Raw genomic sequence first — 26,195 nt, 5'->3', positions numbered from 1 at the left:
GTGGCCCGCAGCGGTGGCGACGCGCTCGGGACCCGGCAGCGGCTGGAGGTCCTGGGCGGGTTCGTCGGCTTCTTCACCGTGTTGGCGCTGGTCAACGCCGCCGGGCTGATCGTGGCCGGGCGGCCGTCGATGCTGGCCTCGTTCGTGCTGGTCCTGATGCTCGGGGCGTCCTGGTACACCTTCCGCGTGTGGCGGCGCGCCGATCGCGCCGTCAACCGCGGGTGAGACCACCGCTCGCCTAGATCGCCAACCCCTGGGCAACGACGTAGACCGCCGAGACGACGGTGGTGATGACCGCAGGTGCGGCTGCCTGGGGCGGGAGTTCACGACTGGTCGGTGGTATCTCCGACCGCGATGACGGCGATGAGGTCGCCGCCCTCGACCTGGGCGATATCGGATATGGCGATGCGTCTGACTGTTCCCGAGCGAGGAGCGGTGATGGCCGCCTCCATCTTCATGGCCTCGACAGTGGCGACGGCATCGCCCTTGGACACTGTCTGTCCCTCACTTGCGGTCATGGTGACCACGCCCGCGAATGGTGCCGCCAGGTGCGAGGGATCGGTACGGTCCGCCTTCTCGGAGACAGGAGCTTCCGCTGCGATCGACCTGTCTCGCACAGCCACGGGGCGAAGCTGACCGTTGAGGATGCACATGACCGTCCGCATACCGGCGTCGTCGGGTTCGGAGATCGCTTCCAAGCCGATCAACAGTTCCACGCCCTTCTCCAAGCGGACGCGGTGCTCGTCACCCTGACGCAGACCGTAGAAGAACTGGTTGGCGGACAATCCCGAGGTGTCGCCGAACCTGTGTCGATGCTCGTCCAGTTCCCTGGCCGGCCCTGGAAAGAGGAGATGGTTCAAGCGATCTCGGCGCTCGGCTGAGGTTCCCGACAGAAGCGCTTCGTCCTGCGATGTCAAGGGCGCCTCGCCCCGGCCTGGACTGCGTCCGTGGAGTGCTGTGCTGCGGAACGGCTCAGGCCAGCCTCCGGCCGGGGCGCCGAGGTCTCCGCGCAGGAATCCGATCACCGAATCGGGAATGTCGAACCGCGCTGGGTCCGAGGAGAATTCCTCCACGGACACTCCGGCGCCTACCAGGTGAAGAGCGAGGTCGCCCACCACCTTCGAGGACGGAGTGACCTTGATCAGCCGGCCCAGCAGGCGGTCGGCATCGGCGTACGCCTTCTCGATTGCTTCGAAGCGATCGCCCAGACCGAGTGCAACGGCTTGTTGCCTGAGATTGGAGAGCTGACCGCCCGGAATCTCGTGGGTGTAGACCCGGCCTGTCGGGGCGGGGAGCCCGGATTCGAACGGCGAGTAGACCTTGCGGAGTGCCTCCCAATAGGGTTCGAGGTCGCACACCGCTCGGAGGTCGAGCCCGGTGTCGTGATCGGTGTGTGCAGCCGCAGCGACTATTGCCGACAGTGCCGGCTGGCTGGTGGTTCCCGCCATAGCAGCCGATGCACCGTCGACCGCGTCCGCGCCGGCCTGCCACGCTGCGAGGTAGGTGGCGAGCTGACCGCCCGGGGTGTCGTGAGTGTGCACGTGGACGGGTAGGTCGAAGTTCTTGCGAAGCGCGGTGACCAGCGTTGTGGCAGCTGGGGCACGGAGCAGTCCGGCCATATCCTTGATCGCCAGGACGTGGGCGCCGGCGTCGACGATCTGCTCGGCCAGCCGTAGGTAGTAGTCGAGGGTATACAGCGATTCGTTGGGGTCGGACAGGTCACCGGTGTACGACATGGCAACCTCGGCGACGGTCGTTCCGGTGGACCGGACCGCGTCGATGGCAGGACGCATCTGATCGACGTTGTTCAGCGCATCGAAGATCCGGAATATGTCCACACCGGTGGCGGCGGCCTCGTTGACGAACGCAGTAGTGACGCGCTCGGGGTAGGGCGTGTACCCGACGGTGTTCCTGCCGCGCAGCAACATCTGCAGAGCGATGTTCGGTATCGCCTCGCGCAGCGCGGCCAGTCGCTCCCACGGATCCTCGTGAAGGAATCGAAGCGCCACGTCATAGGTGGCTCCGCCCCAGCATTCGACGGACAGCAGTTCCGGAGTCGCTCGCGCCACGTACGGCGCCACCATCAGCAATCCGGACGTTCGCACCCGCGTCGCAAGCAGAGATTGGTGGGCATCGCGAAAGGTGGTGTCGGTGACTCCGACAGCCCTCTGGTCTCTGAGGTCTCGTGCGAAACCCTCGGGTCCGAGTGTGAGCAGTCGTTGTCGCGATCCGGCGGGCGGTGGCACGGAGAGGTCGAGATCGGGCAATTTGTCCTGGGGGTACACCGTGCTCGGCCGGTCGCCGTGCGGCTTGTTCACCGTGACATCGGCGAGGTAGCTCAGAATTTTGGTGCCGCGGTCACCGGAGGAGCGAGAGGCCAACAAATGCGGCCTCTCAGCGATGAACGAGGTGGTCACTCGTCCGCCTCGGAAGTCAGGATCATCGAGCAGGCTCTGCAGGAACGGAATGTTGGTCGATACTCCGCGGATCCGGAACTCGGCCAGGGCTCGACGCGACCTGGCCGCAGCATCTTCGAAGGTGCGTCCACGGCACGTGAGCTTCACCAGCATCGAGTCGAAGTACGCGCTGACCTCAGCGCCCAACGTCGTGCCACCATCCAGGCGGATGCCGGCACCGCCCGGCGTACGGTACGCGGTGATCCGTCCGGTGTCGGGCCTGAAGTCGTTGGAGGGGTCCTCGGTAGTGATTCGGCACTGCATGGCTGCGCCCCGAATTCGAATGTCGTCCTGATGCAACCCCAGTTCCGCAAGCGATTCGCCGGCAGCGATCCGCAGCTGTGACTGCACCAGGTCGACGTCGGTGATCTCTTCGGTGACCGTGTGTTCGACCTGAATGCGCGGGTTCATCTCTATGAACACGTGGTTCCCATCTCGGTCGACGAGAAATTCCACGGTACCGGCGCACGAGTAGCCGATCTGCTTCGCGAAAGCCACTGCATCAGCACAGATGCGATCCCGCAGCGCCGAATCCAGGTTCGGAGCAGGAGCCAGTTCGACGACCTTCTGGTGCCGCCGCTGCACCGAGCAGTCCCGCTCGAAGAGATGAATGACATTGCCGTGGGTGTCGGCGAGAATCTGAACTTCGATGTGACGAGGCTCGATCACGGCTTGTTCCAGGAAGACGGTGGCGTCGCCGAACGCGGACTCAGCCTCGCGCGCGGCGGCCTCTATGGCCTCACGCAGGTCAGCAAGGTCCGTCACGCGACGCATGCCGCGGCCACCACCGCCCGCCACAGCCTTGACGAACACCGGGAACGTCATCGAGCCGGCGGCAGCCATCAGAGCGTCGACATCGGTGGAGGGCTCCGAGGACGCAAGTACCGGCAGCCCAGCCTCACGAGCGGCCGCGATCGCTCGCGCCTTGTTCCCGGTCAACTCCAACACATCCGGAGTCGGCCCGACGAAAGTGATGCCGGCCTCGGCGCACGCGGAAGCCAGTTCGGGGTTCTCTGACAGGAAGCCGTATCCCGGGTAGACGGCGTCGGCCCCGGCGCGTACTGCCGTGTCAATGATCAACGGCACTGACAGGTAGTTGCGGACCGGATGGCCTGCCTCGCCGATCTCGTACGCCTCGTCCGCTTTGGTGCGATGAACCGAATTTCGGTCCTCTATCGGAAATACAGCCACGGTCGAGGCTCCGAGCTCGTAGGACGCGCGGAACGCCCTGATGGCGATCTCACCGCGATTGGCAACAAGCACCTTGGAAAACATCTGGGGGAACTCCTCGGGTGGGTCGTCAGAGGCGGGCGGTGGAATGCGCTACGTCCAAGTCGAAGTCTGCCGCGCCATCGCCGACGACGTTGCGGAGAAAAGTGAAATCTGCCACGTGACCGACTAGTGTGACGGTATCGTCACACATGATGAGATCAGCAGTCAATGCGCACGGAGGCTCGGGCCAGTGCTCGAGAAGGTGGTTGCGGCAGGGGCGCGGCGCTCACGCCGCTCGCTCCACGGGCGAGCACTCCAACTCGCTCCACGACTTCCGCTGTGAACGGAACCAAGCAGCGTGCGGCACTGAGTCACGCACCCGGCCCGTGCCGGACGAATTCTTTCAAGGAGGAAGATCATGACCGGCAGCGACATCGACCGTCACCGCTCGACGAACAAGGACTTTGACGTGGATGTCATCGTCATCGGGCTGGGCCCGACAGGTGCGACGGCCGCGAACCTCCTCGGTCAGCGCGGTATCCGGACCGCTGTCATCGAGCGTGACACCTCCATCTACCCGAGGCAGCGTGCGATCGCCTCAGATGAGGACGCGCACCGCGTATGGCAGGGCCTCGGATTGTTCGACGAGATGCTCAAGACGATGTCATCGGATGTCCGCGTGCATTTCAAACACGGGGACAGAACCTTCTTGTCGATGACCTCCTCCAAGAGTCGCGACCAGGGCGTGCCGGGCATGTGCTACTACCATCAGCCCGAACTGGAGCGTGTGCTGCGCGAAGGAATGGACAGGTATTCGACCGTCACCCTGATGCCTGGCCTTGACGCGGTCGGACTCGAGCAGGACGGCGACGGGGTGACGGTCTCTCTCCGTCAGGTCGATGGGGGGCCCGCCCAGGTCATCACAGGTCGATACGTGATCGCGTGCGACGGTGGTTCGAGCCCGATCCGCAAGATGCTGGGAATCGCTTTGCCCGGCAAGCACATCGAGGAACCCTGGTTCGATATCCAGTTGCGTGCTTGGTACGACCTGCCCGTCGACGCACCCTTGGATTTCACCTTCATCTCCGATCCGAAGCGGCCGGGTGTCGACTGCCCGTGCCCGATGGGCTACCACCGGGTCGAGTTCCGGGTGAACGAGGGGGAAACGGTCGAGCAGTTGCAGACCGAAGCCGGTCTGCGCGGCCTTCTGGCTGAACGCGGTATCGACTACGACAAGGTCGAGATATATCGGAGCTGGGGATACACCTTCCATATCCGGCAGGCTGAACAATGGAGCAAGGGCAGAGTGTTCCTGGCCGGCGACGCGGCGCACATCATGCCGCCTTTCGCCGGGCAGGGCGTTTCTTCTGGGGTCCGCGACGTGGCGAATCTGTGCTGGAAGCTCGACGCAGTGGTGAACGGTGGCGCGCGGCCGGACCTGTTGGCGACCTACGAAGCGGAGCGTCGCACGAATGTGGAGCAGCTGACAAAGTTCTCCCTGGGGATCGGGGGGGTAGTCATGCTGGGAAACAGCGCAGCGGTACGACTCCGCGACTCCGCGGCGGGCCTCGTCGCCAAGGTTCCCGGCGTCGGCCCGTGGCTCACCGGAATGGGCCCCAAACCGGTGTACAAGCTGGGCACCGATGAAGGCTTCTTCAGCCGTTCCTCGTCGCTACGCAGTCCCCGTGGCACGTTCATCAAACAGCCCTGGGTGGTCGGATCGGATCTGACACCAGTTCGGTTGGACACCGTCTTGGACAACCAGTGGACGTGGGTCGGCCTCCCGGCGGCACCGATTCCCCGACAGCTTGCCGATGCCGGGGTGGCCGAAGTGAAACTGGAGCACTCGTCGGCCATCGCCTCCCACTCGGTGGCCCGCGGGCACTACGTCGACACTGAGGGGATCCTCGGGAGGCAATTGCGTCGTGCCCGTGCACACGGCTTCCTCGTTCGACCCGACCATTTCATCTACGGCAGCGATCGCGAATTGACCACTGCGGACTACGACCGCGTGGCCAAGGTCGTCGTAGGGGGCCTGCAACTGACGGGCGGGTAGCAGGATTTGCTCCCTCGTCGACCGGGAATTCCGCCGGCCTCACCATCGTGTCGCTTCGGTGCTCATGGTGCCGCCGGACCTCTTCCGGCTCTCGGCGAACCGACCGTCCTCGAAGGGGCGATAGACGAGGGATCCGCAGTGCTCGAACGGACACACGACGATGGCCGCAAGACCGTGGTGGTCCGCACAGACAACGTAAGGAACAGTGTCATGGTTTTCGCTTCTACATCATCCCGGCTCCGCGCGACCCTCTCCTACCTTCCCGAGGTTGTAGGACTGGGACGGACCGCGATCGGCATCGCCCATATGATCGCCCCTGCCAAGGCGAACGAGCTCCTTGCCGGGCCGGACGCGGCTCTGGCAACCACCCGAGCAGCAGCTCGCACCTTCGGGGTCCGCGAGATCTACATCGGCGGAGGGCTGTTCGCCGCGACTCGCTACGCTCCGGTCTCCGTGCGCATGTTGCTACGCGCCGGAGTCGTGGTCGACGTCTGGGATACCGGTGCATTCGCGCTGACGGCGAATCTGCCTCGTCGAACTCGAATCGCGGGTTGCGCAATCGCCGGGGGATTCGCGATAGCCGGAGTGCTTGCCGAGTTGCAGCTCCACGAACGCCACTGAGACAGCCCCCCGACTTCGGATTGTCGTCAACCCGAAGCAAGTCGCGCGGCGGGAACCGTGGGTGTCGTAGTCAGCTGAGGATCGGACGGTCGACTCCGGGTTCGCGACTCCGGGTTCGGCAACCAGTGACATCCGAGTTCGTGGTCCGACGGGCGTCAGCGGCCGTCGCGCCAGGCCACCAGCGACTCCACCAGGTCCAGTGGGTAGTCCGGGCCGTTGAGGCCCACCGTGAACAACGTGACGCCCTCGGCGTGCAGGTCCTCCGCGAGTCGCTTCGCCTCGTCGGGCGAGCTGGCGCCGCCGATCTCGGTGGAGCGCTCGATCTGGGCGGGATCGCGCCCCACATCAGCGCAGTGCCGGGCCAGCACCTCGGACTTGTGGCGGTAGGTCTCCACGTCCACGAACGAGTGCCAGATGTCGGCGTGGCGGGCCACGTGACGCAGGGTCTTCTTCTCGCCACCGCCGCCCAGCAACACGGGGATGTCCCGTGTCGGGGCGGGCGTGAGCCTGGCGAAGCGCTGTTCGATCCGCTCGAGTGAGTGCCCGAGGTCGTCGAGCCGCGACCCCTTGGTGCCGAACTCGTAGCCGTACTCGGCGTAGTCCCGCTCGAACCACCCGCTGCCCAGGCCCAGGATCAGGCGGCCCCCGGAGATGTGGTCGACGGTCCGCGCCATGTCGGCGAGCAGGTCGGGGTTCCGGTAGGTGTTGCAGGTGACCAGGGCGCCGATCTCCACCCGTTCGGTCTGCTCGGCCCACGCGGCGAGCATCGTCCAGCACTCGAAGTGGGCACCGTCGGGGTCGCCGTACAGCGGGAAGAAGTGGTCCCAGTTGAAGACCACGTCCACGCCTGCGTCCTCGGAGCGGCGGACGGCGTCGCGCAGGAGCCCGTAGTCGGGCGCGTGCTGGGGCTGGAGTTGGACGGCGATGCGGACCGGGCGTTCGATCTCTGGGGTCATGCCCACCAGTGTGGTCCGCATCGCCGTCCCGTGCACCCGGCTCGCGCTACTTCTCGCGTTCGAGGACAAACCAGAAGTGCTCACCCTCGTTGATGGTCCCCCGTCCGTTCATCACGGCCAGGAGGGTGTCGGGATCGACGACGGCGAAGTGGTCGATCACCGGCAGCCGGTCGTACACCATGGACGCGCACGGGCGGCCGCGGAAGGAGACCTCCCAGAGCGAGGCCCCGCCCCCGCCCGTGGCGGAGGTGTCGGGGACGACCGATCCGGAGTCGTCGGTGACCAGGATCGGGTCCACCTTGCGGGAGTCGGTGAAGTCCTTGCCCCACCAGCGCATCTGGCCGAGCATCGCGAACATCGGGTGCCCGGTGTCGAGGCCGGTGCCCCGCCAGCGGCTCCCGGCGATCTCGTCGATCCCGGCGGGCTCGAGCGAGTCCCAGAGCGCCGCCACCCGGTCGGCGGGGACGGTCTCGAGGGCCCGGATCGCGGTCAGCTCGTCGGCGTGTGTCGTGCTCACAGTCCGTACGTCTTCCCGATGATGTCGCGCTGGACCTCGTTGGTGCCGCCGTAGATGGTGGACACCACGGCCTGGCGGACCAGGCGTTCCATGCCGTATTCGGTGGCGTAGCCGTAGCCGCCCATCGACTGCATGCACTCCAGGGTGACGCGCTTGCTCAGCTCGCTGGCCTTGAGCTTGGCCATCGAGGCCTCGCGGGGGAACAGTGCCTGGGGGTCGGAGTCATCGATCTTCTTGGCCACGGCGTAGACCAGCAGGCGCGTGGCCTCGATCTCGGTGGCCAGGTCGGCCATGCGGTGGCGGATGACCTGGAACGTACCGACGGGGCGACCGAACTGCTCCCGCTCGCGGACGAACGTCAGGCAGTCGTCGAAGGCGCGCTGGGCCACGCCGAGTTGCATCGCGGCCAGGATGAGCCGCTCGGTGTTGAGCCCGGTCATGAGCTGCTTCCAGCCGCCCCCGACCTCGCCGATCACCGAGTCCGCCGGGAGGCGCACGTCGGTGAAGTACAGGTCGTTGACCTCTTTGCCGCCCATGGTCTCGATGCCGGTGATCTGCAGGCCCTCGATGTCGGCGGGGACGTCGAACATGGTGATGCCCTCGTGCTTGGCACCCGACGAATCGGTGCGCGCCACGAGCAGGATGCGGTCGGCGAAGTGGGCGTTGGAGCACCAGGTCTTCTGGCCGGTGATGACCCAGTCGTCGCCGTCGCGGACGGCCTTGCACCGCAGCGCCGCGACGTCGGACCCGGCGCCGGGCTCGGACATGGAGATGGACAGGGTGCCACCACCGACGACCAGCTCGAGGGCGCGCCTGCGCTGCTCCTCCGTGCCGAACTTCTGGTAGGCCGCCGCGGTGATGAGGGTGGGGCCGATGCCGCCGATGGGAGCGAGACCGCGCAGGGAGTGCTCGAGCAGCAGGCAGAGCTCCACGGCTCCGGCGTCGGCGCCCCCGTACTCCTCGGGGATGGTCAGGCCCAACCAGCCGAGGTCGGCCATCTTGGAGTAGATCTCGGGCGAGTGGGTGCCACCCTCCGTGGTGAGCTCACTTCTCTTCTCGACGCTGCCGACCTCGCGTGCGCAGAAGTCATCGATGGACTTCGCGAAGTCTCGCTGCTCTTCGGTGAGGATGTCGAACACTTCTGGCCTCGGTTTTCTGTCAGGGGGTGACGGTGACGGGCAGGGTGGACTAACGTGGCCCGTATCACCGTACGGTACATCAAATATATGTGATCGTAATCAGGAGGATCCACATGACGACGACCGAACCCGACAAGACCGGCCCCACCTTCGAGAGCCTGGACCCCCGCGACGGCGCCGTGCTGGCCCGGTACCCCGTCGCGGGCCCCGAGGAGGTGGCGCTGGCCGTCGAACGCGCGCGCGCCGCCGCCCGCTGGTGGGCCGCCCAGGGGCCGCGCGGCCGCAGGGAGTGGCTGCTCGAGTACAAACGCGCCATCTCCTCCCGCGCGGAGGAGCTGGCCTCGCTCATCTCGGCGGAGACCGGCAAGCCGGACGAGGACGCGACCCTGGAGGTCATGCTCACCGTCAGCCACCTGGAGTGGGCGGCCAAGAACGCCGACAAGGTGCTGCGGCGCCGGTCGGTCTCCGCAGGACTGCTCATGAGCAACCAGGCGGCCTACGTCGAGTACCAGCCCTACGGGGTCGTCGGCGCGATCGGACCCTGGAACTACCCTGCGTTCACCCCGATGGGCACCCTCTCCTACGCGATGGCCGCCGGCAACGCGGTCGTGTTCAAGCCCAGTGAGCTCACGCCGGGCGTCGGCGTCTGGCTCTCCGAGGTGTGGGATTCGCTCGGCGCGTCGCAGCCTCTCTTCCAGACCATCACCGGTGACGGTTCGACCGGCGCCGCGCTGTGCAGGGCGGGCGTGGACAAGCTGGCGTTCACCGGGTCGGCCGCGACGGGCCGCAAGGTCATGGCGGCCTGCGCGGAGACGCTGACCCCCGTCGTCATCGAGGGTGGCGGCAAGGACGCGTTCCTGGTGGACGCCGACGCCGACCTGGACTCGGCGGTCGACCAGGCGGTCTTCGGTGCCATGGGCAACGCGGGCCAGACCTGCGCCGGTGTCGAGAGGATCTACGTCCACCAGGACGTCCGGGACGCCTTCGTCCACAAGTTCACCGCGAAGGTCCGGGCGCTGACCCCGGGTACCTCGGTGACCTCCAGCTACGGTCCGATGACACTGCCGGCGCAGATCGACATCGTCCGACGTCACGTCAAGGACGCGCTGGCCCGGGGCGGTTCCGCGGTGATCGGCGGCGAGGAGTCGATCGGCGACAGGATGGTCGAGCCCGTCGTCCTGGTCGACGTCCCGGAGGACTCCACGGCGATCACGGAGGAGACCTTCGGGCCGACCGTGGTCATCAACGCCGTCGCGGACCTGGAGGAGGCGGTCGAGAAGGCCAACGCCAGCCGCTACGGCCTCGGCGGTGCCATCTTCACCGGAAACCGCAAGCGTGGCCTGGCGCTGGCGGAGAAGCTCGACGTGGGCATGGTGTCGGTCAACTCGTTCCTGGCCTTCGCCGGGATCCCCTCGCTGCCGTTCGGGGGCTCGGGCGATTCGGGCTTCGGCCGCATCCACGGCGCCGACGGGCTGCGGGAGTTCTCCCGGCCCAAGGCCATCACGGCCCAGAAGTTCGCCGCTCCGCTCAACCTCATGACCATGACCCGCAAGCCGCGGGACATCAAGGTGGTCAAGTGGATGCTGGCCAACGTCCAGGGAAAGCTGTGATCGCCCGATGACCGCCACCGCCTCTAGTAGAAGCACACCGGAGGAGCTCCGGGACACGACGACGACGAGGTCCGCGGACGCGGGCCGGGTCACCGTCCCCGGGGTGTTCGGACCGATCCCGTCCGAGCTGGTAGCGGACGCGGGCGCCGCACACCCCGTCACCGCCGAGGTCCCGCTCAAGCCCGGGCGGTGGTACTGGCGGGACCTCGTCTCGACCCTCGACCCGGTCGCCGACGCGGAGGAGATCCACCGCATCACCACCTCCTACGAATTCCCGTGGGACTACCAGCGGGCGCTCGAGCTGGCGCTGTACCGCACGTTCTGCGTCCCGTCGGTGTCGGCGGTGCTGGCGGAGGCCGGCCAGTTCCGCGACAACCCCCAGAAGCGCTACGACGACACCGCGCTGCTGATGGTGGAGCTGGTCGAACACGGCTACGACTCACCTCGGGGCAAAGAGGCGCTGCGGGTGATCAACCGCCAGCACGCGCGGTACGACATCTCAGGCGACGACATGCTCTACGTGCTGTCGACGTTCATCTACGAGCCGCTCGAGTGGATCGACGCGTTCGGTTGGCGGCGCCTGCACCCCAACGAGAGGTTGGCGGCCTTCCACTTCTACCGTGGCGTGGGCCAGCGGATGAAGATCGCCGACATCCCGGAAGACATCGGGGAGTTCCGCCGGTGGCGTGACGACTACGAGGCACGCACCTTCCGCTACGACCGGAACAACGAGCTCATCGGCACGTACACGCTCGAGCTCATGTGTTCGTGGTATCCCGAGGCGGTCCGGCCCGCGGTCCGCAAGGTGGTCCTGTCGCTCGTCGACGACGACATGACCCGGGCCTTCGGTTTCCCGTGGCAACCGCCGTCGAGACGCAGGGCCGCGCACGCCGCGCTTCGGGCCCGGTCCGCGGTGGTCCGGTGGCTCCCGGTTCGTCGCCGGGCGCTCGGGTCCGGTGCGACCGAGAACCGGACCTACCCGGGATACCCGAACGGGTACAGGCCCGCTGACCTGGGCGCGTGCCCCATCCAGCCCCGTGACCGGGTGGGCGACTGCCCGGTGTCGCAGAAGACCGGCTGACGGGGTCCGGGGTCACCCGGGCAGAAGGGTGACCCCGGCCAGCTCGCCGAACCGGGGTGCGGCCGCGGGATGGAAACCCGTGCCCTGACCGCCGTCGAGCACCACCGCGAGGGCGGCCTGGACGCGGATCCGGGCCGTCGACTCGTCGGTGTCCACCCCCGTCCGCGCACGGGCGGCGTCGAGCACCAGCCCGGCCCATCTGTCCAGCTGACGGCGTTGCGCGCAGCGGATCCGTCGCCGGTCCTCGGGAGCCAGTGCCCCGAGTTCGGAGTGGTACAGGATGAGTTCCGGGCCGTGTGAGAACGCGATCGTGACGTACTGGTCGAGCAGATCCCCCAGGACCTCGGCGGGTTCCGAACCCGCGGAGTGGAGGGAGGAGTGCCGGTCGAGTAGGTCCCCCACCAGGGCGGCGGTCCGGTCCACCGAAGCGGTGAGCAGTGCGGACTTGCTGGGGAAGTGTCGGTACAGCGCGGACGCCGCCACGCCCACGTCGGCCCCGATGGCCTCCATCGTCACACTGTCGTAGCCGGAGGAATGAAACCGCTCGATCGCCGCGGTGATAGCGCCCTCGCGAGTGGCCGCCCCTCCTCGGAGGCGGGGAGGGGCGGCCGTCGGAGACTCGGGAGTGGACCGGCGGGGTGCGCGCGGGGCCGGGAGTTGCCCGGGGGACGCCGTCGCGAGGTCGTGGGCGATCGAGGTCATCAACCCCACCGCCTCCGATTCGGTCACCGCGATCCGGTGGGTCGCGAGAGAGGCGACGCAGGCGAGGATCGCCGCGGCGCAGGAGCCCGCTCCGCCCGGGTCCTCGAGACCCGCACTGCGCCGGTGGGCGCGGACCGCGTCGGCCACCCGTCGTCGTATCCGGGTCCCCGCCGCCTCCACCGCCACGCGGTCGTCGGGAGCGAGGTACCGCACCTGCCATCGGTACAACGCGGCACGGCCCCGGTGGTTGAGCGTCGTCCGGGTGACGGAGTCGACGATGCGGTCGAGCTCGTCCGTCCCCGCGTCCGAGGTGGGGGAGACGGTGGTCGCGGCGTCGAGATCTCGGATCAGCAGGGCGGTGGCGTCCGTGAACATCTCGTACTTCCCGGGCACGTGTCGGTAGAGCGCACCGGGCGTCACCCCGAGGCTTTCCGCGATGTGATCCACCCTGGTCGCGTGGTACCCGCGGCGGGCGAACTCCTCGGCCGCCGCCAGTGCTATCTCCGCCCGCCGCGTGTGCGGGAGTGGAGCCGGCGGCAGTGGCGGTGGCAGTGGCGGCGGCGGACCGACGGGAGGGGAGGTCATGGGTACCGGACTCTCGGACGCGGGATCGTCGTGTGATCTTGACAACAGGTTTCGTAGAGGTCATAGTAAACCCGAATTCACAGATATATGTGATCGAATCTGCGCCAATCGCGCAGCGGTCATCACGGACCGGAACAGCAGCGGAAGGGAACACCCACCCATGTCAGTGCCCGAGGCCTACATCTACGACGCGGTGCGGACGCCCCGCGGACGAGGAAAGTCCACCGGTTCGCTCCACAGCGTCGCCCCGATCGACCTCGCCGTCGGTGTGCTTCGCGCGGTGGTCGAGCGCAACGTGAACCTGGACCCGGCCCAGATCGAGGACGTCGTCATGGGCATCGTCTCGCCGATCGGCGAACAGGGAGCGGTCCTGCCGCGCGTCGCGGCGATGGCGGCCGGGTTCCCGGAGACGGTGGCCGGCGTGCAGGAGAACCGCTTCTGCGCCTCCGGGCTCGAGGCCGTCAACCTCGCCGCCCAGAAGGTCCGCGCGGGGTGGGAGGATCTGGTCGTCGCAGGGGGCGTCGAGTCCATGTCACGGGTCCCGATGGGGTCCGACGGGGGAGCCTGGGCGCAGAACCCGAAGGTGAACTACGCGACCTCGTTCGTGCCGCAGGGCATCGGTGCCGACCTCATCGCCACGCTGGAGGGGTTCTCCAGGCGCGATGTCGACGAGTTCGCCGCCCGGTCCCAGGAACTCGCCACTGCCGCGTGGGAGGCCGGGCGCTTCGCGAACTCCGTCGTCCCGGTGGTCGACGAAGTCGGGCAGGTCGTCCTCGATCGGGACGAGCACATCCGGAGCGGCACCACCGCCGACGATCTGGCGGGACTCAAGGCCTCGTTCGCCGCCATCGGCGACCAGGCCGGCTTCGACGCGGTCGCCCTGCAGAAGTACCACTCGCTCGAACGGATCGATCACGTCCATCACGCCGGGAACTCCTCGGGGATCGTCGACGGGGCCACCGCCATGCTCATCGGGAGCGCCGAGGCTGGAGAGCGGGGCGGGATGACACCCCGGGCGCGCATCGTCTCGGCCGCCGTCGTGGGATCGGAGCCCACGATCATGCTCACCGGCCCCACCCCGGCCGCCCGCAAAGCGCTGGCCAAGGCGGGTCTGACGATCGACGACATCGACCTGTTCGAGGTCAACGAGGCGTTCGCCTCCGTGCCGATGAAGTTCGCCAAGGACCTCGGGGTGCCGATGGAGAAGATCAACGTCAACGGCGGCTCCATCGCCATGGGCCACCCCCTCGGCGCCACCGGGGCGATGATCCTCGGTACCGCTCTGGACGAGCTGGAACGCCGTGACGCCCGCTACGCCCTGGCGACCCTCTGCGTGGGCGCCGGTATGGGCATCGCCACCATCATCGAACGTCTCTGACGCCCCGGTCTCCAGCCCCGAAGGACAAACACCTCATCATGAGCAGTGAATTCACCAACACCATCCGTTACGACCGGGACTCCGACGGGGTCGTGGTACTGACACTCGACGATCCAGGCCAGAGCGCCAACACCATGAACGCCGACTACCTGGCGTCCATGGAGCAGGCGGTCGACCGGCTCGAGTCCGAGTCCGACGAGATCGCCGGCGTCATCCTGACCTCTGCCAAGAAGACCTTCTTCGCGGGCGGCGACCTGGGCGACATCCTGTCGATCCCCGCAGACGGCGCGGATCTGGCCGTGGCCACGGTCGAGCGGGCCAAGGCGCCCCTGCGGCGACTGGAGACCCTCGGCAAGCCTGTCGTGGCCGCCATCGCGGGAGCCGCACTCGGGGGCGGGCTCGAGATCGCCCTGGCCACCCACCGCCGCATCGTCGTCGACTCGCCGGCCGTGCAGCTCGGGCTGCCGGAGGTCGGTCTCGGTCTGCTGCCCGGTGGAGGCGGCATCGTCCGCACCGTGCGCATGCTCGGAGTGTCCACCGCGCTGATGGAGGTCCTGCTGGAGGGCAAGCGCCTGCGTCCAGGCAAGGCCCTCGAGCTGGGCCTGGTCGACGAGCTCGTGGCCGGTCCGGACGACCTGCTGCCCGCCGCGAAGGCGTGGATCTCGGCCAACGCCGATGACCCCGCGGCCGCTACTCAGCCGTGGGACCGTAAGGGATACCGCATGCCCGGGGGCACCCCGTCGAGCCCGGCACTCGGCGCCAACCTCCCCGCGTTCCCCGCCCTCCTGCGCAAGCAGCTCAAGGGCGCGCCGTACCCGGCACCGGTGGCCATCCTGTCCGCGGCCGTCGAGGGCGCCGGGGTTGACTTCGAGACCGCCCAGAAGATCGAGGCCCGCTACTTCGCCGGTCTCGCGACCGGTCAGACCGCCAAGAACATGATCCGCGCCTTCTTCTTCGACCTGCAGAGGGCCAACGGTCTCGCCAAGGCGCACGGCTCGGCCGAGCGGGAGCCGATCGCCAAGGTGACCGTCCTCGGCGCCGGCATGATGGGCGCGGCGATCGCCTACGTCTGCGCCAAGGCCGGGATGGAGGTCGTCCTCAAGGATATCGACCAGTCCGCCGCCGAGCGAGGTAAGGGCTACTCGGCCAAGCTCGTCGCCAAGACCGTCTCCCGCGCGGCCGAGGGCGAGGCCCGGGACAAGGCACAGGCCAAGGGTGAGGCACTCCTCGCGCGGATCACCCCCACGACCGACCCGGCGGTGACCGACGGGTCGCAGGCCGTGATCGAGGCGGTCTTCGAGGACCCCGCGGTCAAGAAGCAGGTCTTCGCCGAGATCGCGCCGCACATTGCTGACGACGCGCTGCTGTGCTCCAACACCTCGACCCTGCCCATCACCCTCCTCGCCGACGGCGTCGACCGGCCGGCGGACTTCATCGGTCTGCACTTCTTCTCGCCGGTGGACAAGATGCCGCTGGTCGAGATCATCAAGGGCGAGCAGACGTCCGAGGACGCCCTCGGCCGTGCCCTGGCGCTCGTCGCGCAGATCTCCAAGACGCCCATCGTCGTCAACGATTCGCGGGGCTTCTTCACCAGCCGCGTCATCGGCACCTTCACCAGCGAAGGCATGGCCATGCTCGCCGAGGGCGTGCCGCCGGCGACCATCGAACAGGCCTCCTCGCAGGCCGGGTACCCGGCCCCGGTGCTCGCACTGATGGACGAGCTCACACTCACCCTGCCCCGCAAGATCCGGGATGAGACCCGGGCCGCCGCGAAGGCGGAAGGGCGCGAGCTCGCGCCGCACCCCGGTGACATCGTTCTGGACCGGATGATCGACGAGCACGACCGCAAGGGCCGCTCCACCGGGACGGGGTTCTACGAGTACTCCGACGGCAAGCGCTCCGGCCTGTGGCCGGGCCTGGCCGACGCCTTCGGCCCGGCCACCGAGATCCCGCTGCAGGACGCCATCGACCGGATGCTCTTCGCCGAGGCGATCGAGACCGTCAAGTGCCTGGACGAGGGGGTGCTCGAGACCACCACCGACGCCAATGTCGGATCGATCCTGGGCATCGGCTTCCCGGGATGGACCGGTGGGGTGGCCCGCTACATGGACCAGTACCCCGGTGGACTGGGCGGCTTCGTCTCCCGGGCCGAGGAGCTCGCCGCGGCCTACGGGGACCGTTTCACCCCGCCGGAGTCCCTGCGGTCCAAGGCCGCCTCGGGCGGCACCTACGAGGAGGTTCACCCGTGATCCGTACACGTTTCACCGAGGAGTTCGGGGTGCGCCACCCGATCGTCCAGGGCGGCATGATGTGGGTCGGCCGCGCCGAGCTCGCCGCCGCCGTGTCCGAGGCCGGCGCGCTGGGGATCATCACCGCGCTCACCCAGCCCACCCCGGAGGACCTGGTCCGCGAGATCGCACGTTGCCGTGAGATGACGGATCAGCCCTTCGGCGTCAACCTCACGATCCTGCCGTCGATCACCCCCCCGCCGTACGCGGAGTACCGCGAGGCGATCGTCGAGTCGGGTGTGAAGATCGTCGAGACCGCGGGTTCCAATCCCAAGGACCACCTGCCGATCTTCCACGCCGCGGGCGTCAAGGTCATCCACAAGTGCACCTCCGTGCGACACGCGATCAAGGCGGAGCAGCTCGGCGTCGACGCGGTCTCCATCGACGGCTTCGAGTGCGCGGGGCATCCCGGCGAGGATGACGTGCCCGGCCTCGTACTGATCCCCGCCGCGGCGGCCAAGCTGTCCATCCCGATGCTGGCATCCGGTGGCATCGCCGACGCCCGGGGCCTCGTGGCCGCGCTGGCGTTGGGCGCCGACGGGGCAAACATGGGGACCCGGTTCATGTGCACCGCCGAGTCCCCGGTGGCGGAGTCGGTCAAGCAGCAGATCGTCGCCAACTCCGAGCTCGACACCAAGCTCATCTTCCGCACGCTCCACAACACCGCGCGCGTGGCCGCCAATGCCGTCTCCGCCGAGGTGGTGGCCAAGGAGGCCGACGGCGCGGAGTTCTCCGACATCCAGCACCTGGTCGCCGGAGCCCGTGGGCGCAAGGTCTTCGAGGACGGCGACCTCGACGCCGGCATCTGGTCGGCTGGTCAGTGCCAGGGACTCATCGACGACGTACCGACCGCGGCCGAGCTGGTCGACCGCATGATGGCAGAGGCCGAGTCGATCATCTCCGACCGGCTCGCGGGCATGGCCGCGACCTCGGAGGCGGCCCGATGACCGCCACGGGCCGGGACGCGGTCGCAGTCGAGCGAGACGACCTGGGCGTGACGACGATCAGCATCAATCGGCCGGACCGGATGAACGCACTCGATCACCCGACCGTGTGCGCACTGGTCGAGATCGTCACCGAGCAGAGCCGGGACCCCGGCACGAGGGTCATCGTGCTCGCCGGCGAGGGCGGGGCGTTCACCACGGGAGCCGACCTGCAGGCGATCGGGAACGCGGCCGGTTCGGACGACGCGCCCAGTCCCGACGTCACCATGACCAGCGCCGCCGAGCTGGTCCGCGCGGTGCTCGCCGCCCCGGTCCCGGTGATCGCCGCGGTCAACGGGCCGGCGGCGGGGGTGGGGGTCTCGCTGGCCCTGGCCTCCGACCTGGTTCTCATGGCCGACGACGCCTACCTGCTCTTCGCGTTCACCAACATCGGCCTGATGCCGGACGGGGGGGCCAGTGTGCTCCTTCCCGCGGCGGTCGGCCGGTCGGTCGCCTCCCGGATGCTGCTGCGCGGGGACGCCGTCTCGGCCGAGGAGGCCCGGGACGTGGGGTTGGCACTCGAGGTCCTGCCCGCCGCCGACCTGCGTGCCGCCGCAGCCAAGCTGGCCCGCCGACTGGCCCGGGGCCCGCGACGTGCCCTGGAACTGACCAAGCGTGCGGTCACCGGCGCCACGCTCGCCGAGCTGGACGCCGCGCTCGCCCGTGAGCACGAGGGGCAGTGCGAGCTACTGGTGTCCGCCGACTTCGCCGAAGGCGTCGCCTCGATCCTCGAGAAGCGCCGCCCGAATTTCTCCTGACCCCGCCCCTGCCGACCCCGCTCTCACGAAAGGCCAGATCATGACGACCGCGACCCCTGATCCGATCGCCGAACTCCACGCTGCCCGTCGGAACAACTGGAACACGTGGGTGGCCACCCACGCCGAGATGATGCCCGACGCCGAGGCATTGCGTTACCTCGGCGAGTCCACCACGTGGAAGCAGCTCCACGACCGCAGCACTCGGTTCGCCGACGCGCTGGCCCGCCGCGGGGTCGGTCAGGGTGACCGCGTCATGCTCATCACGCTGAACAACCCCGAGTTCATCGAAGCGGTGCTCGGGATCAACAGGCTCGGCGCCATCGCGGTGCCCGTGAACTTCCGCCTCACCCCACCGGAACTGGCGTACCTGGTGAGCGACGCCGCGCCCAAGGTCGTCATCACCGACTCGCTCCTGGCGCCCCTGGTCGGCGCCATCCGGGCCCACGGTGAGGAGCCGGGCGCCCACATCGTCATCGGTGGCGAGCCCGGCACGGAGGGCCAGACCACGTACGCGGAGGCGATCGCGGAGGAGGGCGACCCCCACACCACGGTCGACGTCCCCGAGGACGCGACGGCGCTGATCATGTACACCTCCGGTACCACGGGCCGGCCCAAGGGGGCGATGCTCTCCTACGAGAACCTCACCGCGCAGTCCCTCACCTGCATCCGGGTCTTCCGGCTGTTCGACGACGACGGTCGCGCGCTGTGTGCGGCCCCCATGTTCCACATCGCCGCGCTCGGTTCGATCGCCCCGAGCCTGCAGCTCGGTGGCGTGACGGTCGTCCACCCGCTGCAGGCCTTCGACCCGGCCGTGCTGTTGGACACCCTCGAGAAGGAGCAGATCACGAGCGTCTTCCTGGTGCCCGTGCAGTGGCAGGCCGTCTGCGCGGAGCAGCAGGCCCGTCCGCGTGACCTCGTCCTGCGCAACATCTCCTGGGGTGCTGCCCCGTCCACGGACACGATCCTGCGGGCCATGGCGGAGACGTTCCCGGACGTGCTCAACTGCGCCGTGTTCGGTCAGACGGAGATGAGCCCGATCACCTGTGCCCTCGACGGCGACGACGCACTGCGCAAGATCGGGTCCGTGGGCAAGGTCATCCCCACCGTCCAGGCCAGGGTCATCGACGGGTTCGGTGAACCCGTCGCCCCCGGGGAGGTCGGCGAGATCGTCTACCGCGGCCCCACCACCATGTCCGGCTACTGGAACAAGCCCGAGGAGACCGCCGCGGCCTTCGAGGGCGGCTGGTTCCACTCGGGGGACCTCGTCCGGATGGACGACGAGGGATTCGTCTACGTGGTGGATCGCAAGAAGGACATGATCATCTCCGGTGGCGAGAACATCTACTGCGCGGAGGTGGAGAACGTCATCGCCGGCCACCCCCGGGTCCGGGAGGTCGCGGTGATCGGCCGCAGGGACGACAAGTGGGGCGAGGTCCCCGTGGCGATCGTCGCCCAGCACGAGTCGGACGGGCCCGACCTGGGCCTGGACGAGCTCGTCGACTGGCTGCGGGACAAGCTGGCGGGTTTCAAGCTCCCCAAGCACCTCGTCCACGTCGAGGAGCTCCCCCGGAACGCCAGCGGCAAGGTGGTCAAGGGCTCGCTGCGCTCCGACCACGGCTCCGTCGGGGTCTGACGGCCGGATCACCATGGTCTTCCACCTGCCCACCGGCCGCGGCCCGGTCGTCGACCTCTCCGGTCAGATCGGCTCACTCGTCGGCTACTCGGTGTTCACGCTCGCCAGTTGCGTGCGCACCGTGGTCACCGGACGGCTCTCGCTGCCCGAGACGAGGGACCAGGCGCTGTTCGTCGCCCGCGTGAGCTCGGTGCCGGCGCTGTTGCTCATGCTGCCGGTGGGCGTCCTGGTGGCGGTGTCGGTGGGAGAGCTGGCCGGACGCCTGGGTGCCGCCGGGTACGCGGGCGCGGTCGTCGCCTTCGTGGTGGTGGGCCAGGCGTCCGCGTTGGTGTGTGCGCTCATGCTCGCCGGGGTGGGTGGCTCGGCGATCTGCGCCGATCTCGGTTCGCGGACCATCCGCGAGGAGGTGGAGGCGATGGAGGTGATGGGCCTCGACGTGATCGAGAGACTCGTCGTGCCCCGCGTCCTCGCCACCATGCTGGTCTCGGTCGTCATGTGTGCGCTCGTCACGGCGATGGGTGTGGTGGCCTGCCTGCTGTACCAGGTCTACGGGCAGGGTGAATCGGCCGGAGCGTTCCTGTCCACGCTCAGCGCGTACGGACGCCCGTCCGACCTGTGGATGGCGATGGTCAAGTCCGTCGCCTTCGCCGTCGTGTCCTCGCTCATCGCCACGTTCAAGGGACTCCACGCCCGGGGCGGGTCGAGCGGGGTGGCGGACGCGGTCAACGAGACCGTGGTCCTGGCGTTCGTGACCGTCTTCGTCGTCAACACCGTCATGTCCACCGTGTACGGCGTCATCGTCCCGTCGGTCGGGAAGTACTGACATGAGCGATTTCCGCGTCGTCGACACGACGGCCGTCCAGAAGGTGCGCACGACCCGGACCATCGGCCGCCTGGGGCGGGTGGCCGGCGCAATGGCGGAGGTCGGTCGGCACGTCACGTTCGCCGGACGGGTGATCGTCACACTCCCCACCGCCGTGATCCGGTACCGCAAGCAGGTGCTCCGTGAGGTGGTCGACGTCGGCTTCGGATCGAACTCGATCCTGGCCGGTGGCGGGACGATCGGCATCGTCCTGGCCATGACCGCGGTCGCGGCCGTCATGGTGGGCGTCGAGACCTATCGCGGCCTCGACCTCATCGGACTCACCACCCTCTCCGGGATGCTCTCCGCCATGGCCAACACCCGTGAACTCGCGCCGGTGGTCGCCTCTATCGCGTTGGCCGCGAAGGTCGGCACCGGGTTCACCGCGAAGCTCGGGGCGATGCGGATCTCCGACGAGATCGACGCGTTGGACTCGATGTCGGTACCGACCGTCCCCTACCTCGCAGGGGTCCGTCTCGTGGCGACCATGATCTGTGTCGTCCCGCTCTACGCCATCGGCCTGGTCGCGACGTACGTCGCCACCCGCATCGTCGTCGTCTACGTCAACGGAGGCTCCGCCGGGACCTACGACTACTTCTTCCACATCACCCTCGGTCCCGAGGACGTCGTCTACTCGCTCATCAAGGCGGTGGTCTTCGCCGCGGTGATCGTGCTCGTCCACTGCAGCTACGGCTACCACGCCTCGGGCGGTCCCGAGGGTGTGGGACGCGCAGCCGGGCGCGCGTTGCGCACCAGCATCCTGGCCATCGGCTTCATCGACATCGTCCTGACCTTCGCGTTGTGGGGCCTCGTCCCCGAAGTGCCCGCACTGGGGATCTCATGAGGGGCCGGCTCCCGGGTCCGATCCCGGAGCGGACCCTGGCCGTCCGCGGTCTCATCGCGACCGTGGTCGCCGTCGTCGTCGCCGTCCTGCTCGTCGCCCGGGGCGCGGGCGCCCTCGACACGGGGGCGATGGTGACGACGAGTCTTCCCGGCCAGGCCGGTCGGGTACCGGTGCACGCCCCCGTCTACCACCTCGGGGTGAAGGTCGGAGACGTCCGCGGCTCCGAGGGCGGGGTGCCCGGCGTGTCGGGAGAGTCCGAGACCGATCTCGAGATACTGGTCGCGTCCGACCACGCCGACCGGATCCCCGCCGACGTGGTGGTCCGCGCCGTCCCCCGCACGTTGTTCGGCGACATCCGTCTGGACCTGGTCCAGCCGGATCCGTCGACGGGGGTCGGAACACGGGCCGGCGTCGACTCCCATCTGCGGGACGGGGACCGGTTGCCCGCCGACCGGTCCGAGGAGGCCGTCCTCCTCTACGACGTGTTCACCCGGGCCAGCGACCTCCTCGTGTCCATCAGACCGGACCGTCTCCAGGTGACCCTCACCGCCCTCGACCGCGCGCTCTCCGGGCGCGGGGAACTCCTGGGCCGGGTGATCGAGGACGCCGACCGCGCGGGGGAGGACCTCGACCCGGCACTGCAGGGTCTCGCCGGGGACTCTGCTGCGATCGCCTACCTCGCCGAGGATCTCGCGGATGCCGCTCCGGAGCTCGTCGACACCGTCCGGGAGGCGACGCGGCTGTCCCGGATCGTCCTCGACCGCCCGGGCTCGCTGTCCGCGCTCCTCGACGCTGGCCTCGCCGTGACCGGCGCGGGGGCAGCCTTCGCCGACCGCACCGTCTCCGGATCGATCACCCTCGTCCGGGACACCGGTGTCGTCCTCGACCGCACCGCCCGGAACCCGCACGGGGTGGTCCGGACCCTCTACGCGCTGCGTCCCATGGGCGAGGCCGGCTCGGCCGCGTTCTCCACGGGACGTTTCGCCATCACCGCGGTGCCGTCCTTCGCGGACCCGATGCCCTACGGCCCGCAGGACTGCCCGCGGTACCCCGACCTGGCCGGATCCACGTGTGGTGGAGCCCCCGACGCGGACCGCGACCCGGGGCTCACGGTCAACGCGGCCGCCGAGCGGGACGTGCTCCGTGCCCTCCAGGACGCCGCCGCCTCGGAGCCCGGCTCGCCCGTGCCCGAGCCCGGTGCGGGCGAGACCGTGGCCGGGCCGGGCCCCGGCCCCGACGCCGCCGCGTGGACCATGTTGGGTCCCCTGGTGCGGGGTACGGAGGTGACGGTCCGATGAACGCCCGTCGCGGTACCGGACCGGCTCTGCAGCTCTTCGTCTACTGCCTCCTCGGGGTGCTGTGCACCGTTCTGGTGGTCAACACACTCCGGGTGCCGATCGGGTGGGGCGCGCGGGTGTACGGCGCCGAGTTCACCGACGTCGGAGGACTGGGGCCCGGCTCGGAGGTCACGGTCGCCGGCGTCCGGGTCGGGAGGGTGCTCGGGGTCGAGAGGGAGCTCGGACCCCGAGGCGAGGTCATCGCCGTGGTCGACTTCGAGATCGAGAACAGCAGTCCGGTCACCCTCGGCGCGCGCGCGTCGGTCCGCTACGGCGACATGCTCGGGATCCGGTATCTCTCGCTCGACCCCACGGAGGACGGCCGGCCGTCGGTCGGAGGCCCCGAGTCGCTGCCCGAGGACTCCCGGATCCCGCTGTCGCACACCACCGCGCCCGTCGACCTCACGGCGCTGGTCAACGGCTTCAAGCCGCTGTTCGAGGCGGTCCGGCCCGACGAGGTCAACTCGCTCTCGCGCACCGTCGTCGCCGCATTCCAGGGTGAACCCGGGTCCATGGACGTCCTGCTCTCGCGCCTCGCCCTGCTCAGTCGGGACATCATCAACAGGGACGAGGTGTACACGCGACTCGCGGACAACGTCATCGCGTTGAACGAGACCCTCACCGACCGCGGCGAGGACCTGCAGCGGCTCGTCCGGGGACTGGACATGGTCTCCGGAGCCCTCGCGGACGGGGACGGCAACGACCTGGCACTCCTCATCGAACGCGGCGACCGGTCGACCGCCACGCTGGCCGCGATGCTCCGGGAGACCGAACCGGATCTGCGCGCGAGCATCGACGCGGCCCGACTCACGACCGACGGGTGGATCCCCCACACCCCCGCGTTCGACGACGCCATGGCGGCGGCCCTGGTCTTCGCCCGGGAGGTCAACGCCACCGGCCAGAAGGGCGGGTTCCTCGCCTTGTACATGTGCAACTTCACCGTCACGTGGGATGACTGGGAGACCAGCCTGTTCGGCTACCGGAACTCGGGGTCCTGCCGATGACCCGCGAACGACACGACACCACGCAGGGCCGGTTCGGCTCGCGGACGGTGACCGTCCTCCGGGAGAGCATCCTCGACCTGGCCAGGGACCCCCGGCACGGGCGCCGCGGCAACACGGTGCTCGTGGGTTCCGTCTCCATCCTGCTCGTCCTGGCGGTGTTCGCGGCCAGCGTCGCACTCCCGCGCCTGTGGTACGTGCTGCGGACCGAGCACTACACCGCCGAGTTCGCCAACGCGGGGGGACTGCGGTCAGGAGATCCAGTGCTCGTGGCCGGGGTTCCCAGCGGCCGCGTCGATTCCCTCGCCCTGGATGGCCCCCACGCGATCGTCAGTTTCCGGCTCGACCGCGGCCAGCCGCTCGGGGAGGCGAGCACGGCGACCGTCGGGCTCAGATCGATCCTGGGCAACCGGTTCCTCGCGGTCGACCCGCTCGGGGGCGGTGACCTCGGGCCCGAGCGGCGCATCGGCATCGAGCGCACCACCTCGCCCTACATGATCGATGACATAGGCGGAGCGATCACCGACCTCGCCGAGGGCGTTGACACCGACGCCGTGAGTGACATGATCGCCAACCTCGACCGGGTCCTGCCGCAGGACCCGGAGGGGACCGGTCGCGCGGTCGACGACGTCTCGGCCGCACTGGGGCTACTCGCCCGCGAGGACGAACGGATGTCCCGGGTCGTCCTCACCACCCGCGACCTCACCGGTGTCCTGGTGTCCCAGGAGGAGAGCATCCGTGCACTCACCTCACAGGCCCGGGTGCTCGTCTCCGTGCTCACGCAGCGACGCGACGCACTCAGCGCACTCGTGAACTCCCTCGAGGAGTTGTCGGCGCGGGTGCGGGTGCTCCTCGAGGAGGAGGGTGACGACGTGGACCGGCTGCTGGTCAACATGCGATCGGTCTCGGAGACCTACGAGCGCAACATCGCGGTGATGGACGAGGTGCTCACCAGGATGCCGCCCGGACTGCGCTCGGTCACCGACGCCACGGGCAACGGACCGTGGACCGATGTCGCGACGCCCACCGGTCCGATCCCGGACTCGGCACTGTGCGCACTGGGGGTGATCGACGGATGCAACTGAGTCGGACAAGGGCGGTGATCGTCCTCGTGCTGGTCGTAGTGGCCGTCCTGTTCCTCGCGTACCTGTTGTCGGGTGCCCGCGGAGGTCACGATCGCGTCCGGATCGTCGCCGAGTTCAGTTCCGCCGACGGCGTCTACGCGGGGTCGCACGTACGGATCTCCGGGGTCGAGGTCGGCCTGGTGGAGAAGGTCGACCCCGCGGGCGCGGTGGCGCGGGTCCACCTGACCCTGGACCCGGGGACCACCCTGCCCGCCGAGGTGGGGGCGGTGGTGATGAACCCGGCGGTGATCGCTGACCGGTTCGTCGAGCTCACCCCCGCGTACGACGGCGGCCCGACCTTCCCCGAGGGCGGGGTCATCGGGGTCGACCGCACCCGGTCGCCGTTGGACTTCGACGAGTTCGTCTCGAGCCTGGACACGTTGAGCTCGGCGTTCGCCCCCGGGGCCGGGGAGGTCGCCGACGCGCTCGACCGCGGTGCGCAGGCACTGGACGGTCGGGGGGAGAAGCTCAGCCGGGCCATCCGTGACCTGTCGACCGTCTCGGCGGTCGGGGGAGAGCGCGCTGAGGACCTCGACGTCGTCGTATCCGATCTCGCCGTCCTGATGGACGCCGCCGGGGGCCGGGATCAGACCATGCGCGAACTCGTCCTGGGACTCGACACCCTCGGGCGTCAGCTCCGCGAGGACGACATCGATGTGGCAGCACCCGCCGAGGACCTGCGGGTGATCCTCGACGAGGTGGACCGGATCGTGGCCGAACGGGGCGGGGACCTCACGGAGACCACCGCCTCCACCCGTGAGGTGACCGCACTCTTCGCACGGCATCGCACCGACTTCGCCGAGTTTCTCGACCTCTACCCCGTGATGATGGGCAACCTCGCGAATTCGGTCGGCCCCGACGGTCGTGCGCGGATCCGCCTCGACATCTCCTCCAACATCTCGCACTTCGCTCGCGGCCGCGAGCTGTGCGCCCGGCACCCGCTCCCGCTGTGCACGGGTGCGGGACTGACCAACCCGCTCATGTTCCCGGTCGAACAGGGTGACCCGCTCGGGATCGCGGGCGCCCTCGAGCGCATCACGGGGGGTGGATGA

Annotated in this window: 21 protein-coding genes; 16 read left to right on the top strand and 5 right to left on the bottom strand. The window is 68.8% G+C overall.

Features of this window, described 5'->3' with window-relative positions; genetic code table 11:
- Window positions 1–225, top strand: coding sequence for a hypothetical protein (locus tag NJE57_RS11505; RefSeq protein ID WP_319028565.1), 225 nt, complete (start codon window positions 1–3; stop codon window positions 223–225).
- A 98-nt stretch (window positions 226–323) separates the two neighbouring features.
- Here the strand turns inward: NJE57_RS11505 and NJE57_RS11500 are convergent, their stop codons facing one another.
- A complete protein-coding gene (locus NJE57_RS11500; protein ID WP_319028564.1) occupies window positions 324–3,731 on the bottom strand; it encodes a pyruvate carboxylase in 3,408 nt (1,135 codons plus the stop codon).
- 355 nt (window positions 3,732–4,086) lie between these two features.
- On the opposite strand from NJE57_RS11500, the gene NJE57_RS11495 reads away from it, so the two are divergent.
- Together NJE57_RS11495 and NJE57_RS11490 are read left to right on the top strand one after the other, a co-directional pair.
- Entirely contained in the window at window positions 4,087–5,724 is a 1,638-nt protein-coding gene (locus NJE57_RS11495; RefSeq protein WP_319028563.1) for an FAD-dependent monooxygenase, read from the top strand.
- A gap of 210 nt (window positions 5,725–5,934) precedes the next feature.
- Complete coding sequence (locus tag NJE57_RS11490; protein ID WP_319028562.1) at window positions 5,935–6,345, top strand: hypothetical protein; 411 nt, start codon at window positions 5,935–5,937, stop codon at window positions 6,343–6,345.
- A 155-nt stretch (window positions 6,346–6,500) separates the two neighbouring features.
- Here the strand turns inward: NJE57_RS11490 and NJE57_RS11485 are convergent, their stop codons facing one another.
- Genes NJE57_RS11485 through NJE57_RS11475 form a run of 3 tightly spaced genes read right to left on the bottom strand, consistent with a single transcriptional unit; the run spans window position 6,501 to window position 8,957 of the window.
- Entirely contained in the window at window positions 6,501–7,301 is an 801-nt protein-coding gene (locus NJE57_RS11485; RefSeq protein WP_319028561.1) for an LLM class F420-dependent oxidoreductase, read from the bottom strand.
- A gap of 46 nt (window positions 7,302–7,347) precedes the next feature.
- Complete coding sequence (locus NJE57_RS11480; RefSeq protein WP_319028560.1) at window positions 7,348–7,818, bottom strand: DUF4334 domain-containing protein; 471 nt, start codon at window positions 7,816–7,818, stop codon at window positions 7,348–7,350.
- Entirely contained in the window at window positions 7,815–8,957 is a 1,143-nt protein-coding gene (locus NJE57_RS11475) for an acyl-CoA dehydrogenase family protein (RefSeq protein WP_319028559.1), read from the bottom strand. Before NJE57_RS11475 ends, NJE57_RS11480 begins: the two co-directional genes overlap by 4 nt.
- Before the next feature lie 113 nt (window positions 8,958–9,070).
- Here NJE57_RS11475 and NJE57_RS11470 point away from each other — a divergent pair, with 113 nt between their 5' ends.
- Together NJE57_RS11470 and NJE57_RS11465 are read left to right on the top strand one after the other, a co-directional pair.
- Window positions 9,071–10,567, top strand: coding sequence for an aldehyde dehydrogenase family protein (locus NJE57_RS11470; RefSeq protein ID WP_319028558.1), 1,497 nt, complete (start codon window positions 9,071–9,073; stop codon window positions 10,565–10,567).
- A gap of 7 nt (window positions 10,568–10,574) precedes the next feature.
- The gene (locus NJE57_RS11465) at window positions 10,575–11,648 is read left to right on the top strand and encodes an oxygenase MpaB family protein (protein WP_319028557.1); all 1,074 of its coding nucleotides are present in this window, start codon (window positions 10,575–10,577) and stop codon (window positions 11,646–11,648) included.
- A gap of 12 nt (window positions 11,649–11,660) precedes the next feature.
- Here the strand turns inward: NJE57_RS11465 and NJE57_RS11460 are convergent, their stop codons facing one another.
- Complete coding sequence (locus NJE57_RS11460) at window positions 11,661–12,935, bottom strand: helix-turn-helix domain-containing protein (RefSeq protein WP_319028556.1); 1,275 nt, start codon at window positions 12,933–12,935, stop codon at window positions 11,661–11,663.
- Between the two features lie 160 nt (window positions 12,936–13,095).
- Here NJE57_RS11460 and NJE57_RS11455 point away from each other — a divergent pair, with 160 nt between their 5' ends.
- Genes NJE57_RS11455 through NJE57_RS11405 form a run of 11 tightly spaced genes read left to right on the top strand, consistent with a single transcriptional unit; the run spans window position 13,096 to window position 26,195 of the window.
- A complete protein-coding gene (locus NJE57_RS11455; protein ID WP_319028555.1) occupies window positions 13,096–14,313 on the top strand; it encodes an acetyl-CoA C-acetyltransferase in 1,218 nt (405 codons plus the stop codon).
- Window positions 14,314–14,351: 38 nt separating this feature from the next.
- Window positions 14,352–16,562 carry a 3-hydroxyacyl-CoA dehydrogenase NAD-binding domain-containing protein gene (locus NJE57_RS11450; protein ID WP_319028553.1) on the top strand — a complete coding sequence of 737 codons (2,211 nt, stop codon included), beginning with the start codon at window positions 14,352–14,354 and terminating at the stop codon, window positions 16,560–16,562.
- Window positions 16,562–17,548: a nitronate monooxygenase family protein gene (locus tag NJE57_RS11445; RefSeq protein WP_319028803.1), complete on the top strand. Its 987-nt coding sequence runs from the start codon at window positions 16,562–16,564 to the stop codon at window positions 17,546–17,548. The genes NJE57_RS11450 and NJE57_RS11445 overlap by 1 nt, the downstream gene beginning before the upstream one ends.
- Window positions 17,545–18,342 carry an enoyl-CoA hydratase-related protein gene (locus NJE57_RS11440; protein WP_319028552.1) on the top strand — a complete coding sequence of 266 codons (798 nt, stop codon included), beginning with the start codon at window positions 17,545–17,547 and terminating at the stop codon, window positions 18,340–18,342. The genes NJE57_RS11445 and NJE57_RS11440 overlap by 4 nt, the downstream gene beginning before the upstream one ends.
- Before the next feature lie 40 nt (window positions 18,343–18,382).
- Window positions 18,383–19,975, top strand: coding sequence for a fatty-acid--CoA ligase FadD5 (fadD5, locus tag NJE57_RS11435; RefSeq protein WP_319028550.1), 1,593 nt, complete (start codon window positions 18,383–18,385; stop codon window positions 19,973–19,975).
- Window positions 19,976–19,988: 13 nt separating this feature from the next.
- A complete protein-coding gene (locus tag NJE57_RS11430) occupies window positions 19,989–20,798 on the top strand; it encodes an ABC transporter permease (RefSeq protein ID WP_319028549.1) in 810 nt (269 codons plus the stop codon).
- A gap of 1 nt (window position 20,799) precedes the next feature.
- Window positions 20,800–21,681: an MlaE family ABC transporter permease gene (locus NJE57_RS11425; protein WP_413464404.1), complete on the top strand. Its 882-nt coding sequence runs from the start codon at window positions 20,800–20,802 to the stop codon at window positions 21,679–21,681.
- The gene (locus tag NJE57_RS11420) at window positions 21,678–22,979 is read left to right on the top strand and encodes an MCE family protein (RefSeq protein ID WP_319028547.1); all 1,302 of its coding nucleotides are present in this window, start codon (window positions 21,678–21,680) and stop codon (window positions 22,977–22,979) included. Before NJE57_RS11425 ends, NJE57_RS11420 begins: the two co-directional genes overlap by 4 nt.
- Window positions 22,976–24,022: an MCE family protein gene (locus NJE57_RS11415; RefSeq protein ID WP_319028546.1), complete on the top strand. Its 1,047-nt coding sequence runs from the start codon at window positions 22,976–22,978 to the stop codon at window positions 24,020–24,022. Before NJE57_RS11420 ends, NJE57_RS11415 begins: the two co-directional genes overlap by 4 nt.
- Window positions 24,019–25,104 (top strand): MlaD family protein, encoded by a 1,086-nt coding sequence (locus NJE57_RS11410; protein ID WP_319028545.1) that lies wholly within the window; start codon window positions 24,019–24,021, stop codon window positions 25,102–25,104. Before NJE57_RS11415 ends, NJE57_RS11410 begins: the two co-directional genes overlap by 4 nt.
- Window positions 25,095–26,195: an MCE family protein gene (locus tag NJE57_RS11405; RefSeq protein ID WP_319028544.1), complete on the top strand. Its 1,101-nt coding sequence runs from the start codon at window positions 25,095–25,097 to the stop codon at window positions 26,193–26,195. Before NJE57_RS11410 ends, NJE57_RS11405 begins: the two co-directional genes overlap by 10 nt.

Source organism: Dietzia sp. PP-33, assembly GCF_033790845.1.
GTDB lineage: Bacteria > Actinomycetota > Actinomycetes > Mycobacteriales > Mycobacteriaceae > Dietzia.
The sequence above is the reverse complement of the archived record's forward strand: the minus strand, read 5'-3'. Positions and strand labels throughout refer to the sequence as shown.

Excerpts from the sequence above, each read along its gene's own strand:
- NJE57_RS11425 (WP_413464404.1), top strand. The coding sequence starts at position 20,800 with ATGAGCGATTTCCGCGTCGTCGACACGACGGCCGTCCAGAAGGTGCGC.
- NJE57_RS11500 (WP_319028564.1), bottom strand. The coding sequence starts at position 3,731 with ATGTTTTCCAAGGTGCTTGTTGCCAATCGCGGTGAGATCGCCATCAGG.
- NJE57_RS11420 (WP_319028547.1), top strand. The coding sequence starts at position 21,678 with ATGAGGGGCCGGCTCCCGGGTCCGATCCCGGAGCGGACCCTGGCCGTC.
- NJE57_RS11455 (WP_319028555.1), top strand. The coding sequence starts at position 13,096 with ATGTCAGTGCCCGAGGCCTACATCTACGACGCGGTGCGGACGCCCCGC.
- NJE57_RS11490 (WP_319028562.1), top strand. The coding sequence starts at position 5,935 with ATGGTTTTCGCTTCTACATCATCCCGGCTCCGCGCGACCCTCTCCTAC.
- fadD5 (WP_319028550.1), top strand. The coding sequence starts at position 18,383 with ATGACGACCGCGACCCCTGATCCGATCGCCGAACTCCACGCTGCCCGT.
- NJE57_RS11485 (WP_319028561.1), bottom strand. The coding sequence starts at position 7,301 with ATGACCCCAGAGATCGAACGCCCGGTCCGCATCGCCGTCCAACTCCAG.
- NJE57_RS11460 (WP_319028556.1), bottom strand. The coding sequence starts at position 12,935 with ATGACCTCCCCTCCCGTCGGTCCGCCGCCGCCACTGCCACCGCCACTG.
- NJE57_RS11450 (WP_319028553.1), top strand. The coding sequence starts at position 14,352 with ATGAGCAGTGAATTCACCAACACCATCCGTTACGACCGGGACTCCGAC.
- NJE57_RS11405 (WP_319028544.1), top strand. The coding sequence starts at position 25,095 with ATGCAACTGAGTCGGACAAGGGCGGTGATCGTCCTCGTGCTGGTCGTA.
- NJE57_RS11440 (WP_319028552.1), top strand. The coding sequence starts at position 17,545 with ATGACCGCCACGGGCCGGGACGCGGTCGCAGTCGAGCGAGACGACCTG.
- NJE57_RS11470 (WP_319028558.1), top strand. The coding sequence starts at position 9,071 with ATGACGACGACCGAACCCGACAAGACCGGCCCCACCTTCGAGAGCCTG.
- NJE57_RS11495 (WP_319028563.1), top strand. The coding sequence starts at position 4,087 with ATGACCGGCAGCGACATCGACCGTCACCGCTCGACGAACAAGGACTTT.
- NJE57_RS11430 (WP_319028549.1), top strand. The coding sequence starts at position 19,989 with ATGGTCTTCCACCTGCCCACCGGCCGCGGCCCGGTCGTCGACCTCTCC.
- NJE57_RS11465 (WP_319028557.1), top strand. The coding sequence starts at position 10,575 with ATGACCGCCACCGCCTCTAGTAGAAGCACACCGGAGGAGCTCCGGGAC.
- NJE57_RS11410 (WP_319028545.1), top strand. The coding sequence starts at position 24,019 with ATGACCCGCGAACGACACGACACCACGCAGGGCCGGTTCGGCTCGCGG.
- NJE57_RS11415 (WP_319028546.1), top strand. The coding sequence starts at position 22,976 with ATGAACGCCCGTCGCGGTACCGGACCGGCTCTGCAGCTCTTCGTCTAC.